Annotated in this window: 3 protein-coding genes; 2 read left to right on the top strand and 1 reads right to left on the bottom strand. The window is 63.7% G+C overall.

Going from position 1 to position 3,768, the window contains the following annotated elements; genetic code table 11:
• Positions 1 to 7: 7 nt before the first annotated feature.
• Positions 8 to 895 carry a DMT family transporter gene (locus EOD07_RS26310; protein WP_127237490.1) on the bottom strand — a complete coding sequence of 296 codons (888 nt, stop codon included), beginning with the start codon at positions 893 to 895 and terminating at the stop codon, positions 8 to 10.
• 228 nt (positions 896 to 1,123) lie between these two features.
• On the opposite strand from EOD07_RS26310, the gene tuf reads away from it, so the two are divergent.
• Both tuf and EOD07_RS26300 read left to right on the top strand, forming a co-directional pair.
• Entirely contained in the window at positions 1,124 to 2,299 is a 1,176-nt protein-coding gene (gene tuf, locus EOD07_RS26305; protein ID WP_040983039.1) for an elongation factor Tu, read from the top strand.
• A gap of 280 nt (positions 2,300 to 2,579) precedes the next feature.
• The coding region (locus tag EOD07_RS26300) for a hypothetical protein (RefSeq protein WP_127237491.1) at positions 2,580 to 3,768 on the top strand (1,189 nt) is incomplete at its 3' end.

The following is a 3,768-nucleotide window of genomic DNA, read 5'->3' as shown; positions in this document are numbered from 1 at the left end:
GTAACGGCTAGGCGACCATCGCCAACCGGCGCTTTCTTTCGTCGAGCGAGACGATCGCCAGGCCGCTGGCCATCACCAAAAGGATGCCGCAGACGGCGAGCGCGTTGGGAAACTGTCCGAACACCAGCAGGCCCGAAATGACCGCCCAGACCGTGAAACAGTAGTAGAAGGGCGCGACCGCGCTTGTCGGCCCGACCCGGTAGGCCATGAAGATGAAGAAATGGCCGAAGATCAGGAACAGGCCCGCGCCGGCGATCAGCAACAGATGCCGCCCCTGAGGCATCACCCATTGCTCCGTCGCCAGATGCGCCGCGCCTGAGCCGGCCAGCACCACCACGACCGCGGAGATGGCGACGATCATGCCCGGCACCTCGGCGCCCACCTTGCGGCCGGCTATATCGCGCACCGCCGCGAAGGCGGCATTGCCGAGCGCCAGCAGCGCGTAGACCGAAATGCCCTGCATGGTCGGCTGCGCCACCATCAGCGCTCCGACAAAGCCAAGGCCGATCAGCGCCATGCGCGTGGCGCCGATCTTTTCGCCGAACAGCATCGAGGAGCCGACCAGCACGATGAGCGGCGTGATCTGCCCGAGCGCGGTGGAATCCGCGATCTGCATGTTCGCCAGGGCAACGACGTAGCAGAGGATCGCCAAGAGCTCGAACAGGTTGCGGCGCAGCACCTTGCGCTCGAAGAGCAGCGGGATCTGCCTGGCATAGCCAAGCATCAAAAGCAGCGGCACGCCCCACAGCGTCGCGGCAGCACCCCGCAGCAAGAGCACTTCATAAGGCGGCAGTCCGGTGGTCGCGAGCTTCATCATCGTGTCGTTGACGAGATAGGATCCCGTCGAGACGATCATGAACAGCGGGCCGCGGATATTGGATGGAATGAACTGCATGCGGCCGACAAGATCAGAGCGGCGTCGCGGCGGCAATGGGCCAGCCCAGCGCCTTTGATTTTACCCACGGCAACCCTATATCCGTTCCACATCCCCCTGAAATCGACCGTTGTTTCGGGTCGAGCGGGAATCCGCTCAGCCACAAGGCACTTGTGTTTTTCGGCCGTTGTCGCTAATCGCCCCGCATTCGACTGAACTGAAGGTCAAGGCCGTCCAAGGAAAGAGACTATGGCAAAAGGTAAATTCGAGCGCACCAAGCCGCATGTGAACATTGGCACGATCGGTCACGTCGATCATGGCAAGACGTCGCTGACGGCGGCGATCACGAAGTATTTTGGCGAATACAAGCGCTATGACCAGATCGACGCGGCGCCTGAAGAGAAGGCGCGCGGCATCACGATTTCGACGGCGCATGTCGAGTATGAGACGGCCAACCGTCACTATGCCCATGTCGACTGCCCCGGCCACGCCGACTATGTGAAGAACATGATCACGGGTGCCGCGCAGATGGACGGCGCGATCCTGGTCGTGTCGGCCGCCGACGGCCCGATGCCGCAGACCCGCGAGCACATCCTGTTGGCCCGTCAGGTCGGCGTGCCCTCGATCGTTGTGTTCCTGAACAAGGTCGACCAGGTCGACGACGCCGAGCTGCTCGAGCTGGTCGAGCTCGAGGTTCGCGAGCTTCTGTCGAAGAACGAGTTCCCCGGCGACGACATTCCGATCGTCAAGGGTTCGGCTCTGGCGGCGCTTGAGGATTCCAACAAGACCATCGGCGAGGACGCCATCCGCGAGCTGATGGCTCAGGTCGACGCCTACATTCCGACGCCGGTTCGTCCGCTGGACAAGCCGTTCCTGATGCCGATCGAGGACGTGTTCTCGATCTCGGGCCGCGGCACGGTGGTGACCGGCCGCGTCGAGCGCGGCGTGGTCAAGGTCGGCGAGGAACTGGAGATCGTCGGCATCCGTCCGACCGCCAAGACGACCTGCACGGGCGTTGAAATGTTCCGCAAGCTGCTCGACCAGGGTCAGGCCGGCGACAACATCGGCGCGCTCTTGCGCGGCATCGACCGCGAGGGTGTGGAGCGCGGCCAGGTTCTGGCCAAGCCCGGTTCGGTGAAGCCGCACAAGAAGTTCGTGGCCGAAGCCTACATCCTGACCAAGGACGAGGGCGGCCGTCACACGCCGTTCTTCACCAACTACCGTCCGCAGTTCTATTTCCGCACGACCGACGTGACGGGCATCGTGACGCTGCCGGCCGGCACCGAGATGGTGATGCCCGGCGACAACATCACCGTCGACGTCGAGCTGATCGTGCCGATCGCCATGGAAGAGAAGCTGCGCTTCGCCATCCGTGAAGGCGGCCGCACCGTCGGTGCGGGCATCGTCGTCACCATCAAGGAATAATCGATCCGGCACCTGCCGGTTCGACAAGGAAAGGGCGGTCTTCGGGCCGCCCTTTTGCTTTGGAGGCAGTATTGCGCCGACCTGTTCAATTCTATTGCAAGCACCGTCGCTGCCACTAGTATGGGTTGTACCGAGGGGCTTGCCAGGCGTGGTTTCGACATTCCGTTTAAAGACCATACGGTGTTGGCGCGGGCTGCTTCGGCTGGGATTGGCCGCTGCCATAGGGCTGGCCGCCCTCAGCGCCGCCGCGAAGGAGACACCGCCAGACTACGGTCCGGCGATGCGCTTCGTCGTCGTGCGCAGCAGCGCGCCGGACTGCGAGCCGAACTGCCCGGAATGGATTTCCGCCGAAGGCACGATCGAGGCCGGCACCCCGGCGCTGCTGAGACGCCTGCTGAAGACGCTCGGCGGGCGGCAATTGCCGATCGTCGTCAATTCACCCGGCGGCAATGTCGATGCCTCGCTGCAGCTTGGCCGCATGGTCCGCAAGAACAAGCTCGATATCGCGGTCGGCATCACGGAGTTTTCCGGCTGCTCGCCGGGGATGAAGAGCTGCCGGGATAATGACGGCAAGGACCAGCCCTTTTCCGGTGTCGCTCATGACAGCGGGGCGATGTGCAATTCGGCCTGTCCGCTGATGTTTGCCGGCGGCATCCGCCGCGTGGTCGGCGAATGGGCCTATCTCGGTGTCCATCAGATCACGACCACCTATCAGCGCGAGAAGCTGCTCTACCGCACGACCTATCGGATCGTGAACGGCAAGAAGAAGATCATCAGCACCAGGGTCGTCAGTCGCAAGAATGCCGGCAGCTACAAGACCTATGAGATGAGCAAGGCGGTCGAGAAGCGGCTGTCGGCCTATCTGAAGGAGATGGGCGTCGAGCAGGGCGTGCTCAGCGTGATGAAGGCGACGCCTGCCAGCGACATCAGGCAGATCGAACCCGAGGACATGCTGGAGATGAAGCTCGTCACCAGCCCCGATTCTCTCGATTTGCTTACCGAGGGCACCATTTGCCGGCGTCAGCCGGCGCCGGCGAATTGTCGCGAGATCCCGGCGAACGCCGCGCCGGCTGCGGTCGCGGCACTTGGGGCCGAGCCTTCTCCCACTGCTCCGGTTCCCACTGCCCCGGTTCCCTCGTCGGCGCAGCAGGCCCACGAACAGAAGATGCGTTTCGTTGTTGTTCGCGGCAGCAATCCGCTTTGCAATCCCGATTGTCCGGAATGGATTTCGGCGGAAGGCACGATCGCGGCAGGCACCGCCGACGAGTTGCGCCAACTGCTCGATACGATCCGGGAGCGCCGGTTGCCTGTCATAGTCAACTCGCCCGGCGGCGACGTGCAGGCGGCACTTGCCGCGGGCCGGCTGATCCGCGAGCGCAAGCTGGATGTCGCGGTCGCGCGAACGGATTTTCTCGATTGCGATCCGGGCGCGGCGGGGTGCGTCGCACCCGACGGCCTCCATACCGGCC

The organism is Mesorhizobium sp. M2C.T.Ca.TU.002.02.1.1 (assembly GCF_003997225.1).
The sequence above is the reverse complement of the archived record's forward strand: the minus strand, read 5'-3'. Positions and strand labels throughout refer to the sequence as shown.

Coding starts and splice junctions, on each gene's coding strand:
- EOD07_RS26310 (WP_127237490.1), bottom strand. CDS start 895: ATGCAGTTCATTCCATCCAATATCCGCGGCCCGCTGTTCATGATCGTC.
- tuf (WP_040983039.1), top strand. CDS start 1,124: ATGGCAAAAGGTAAATTCGAGCGCACCAAGCCGCATGTGAACATTGGC.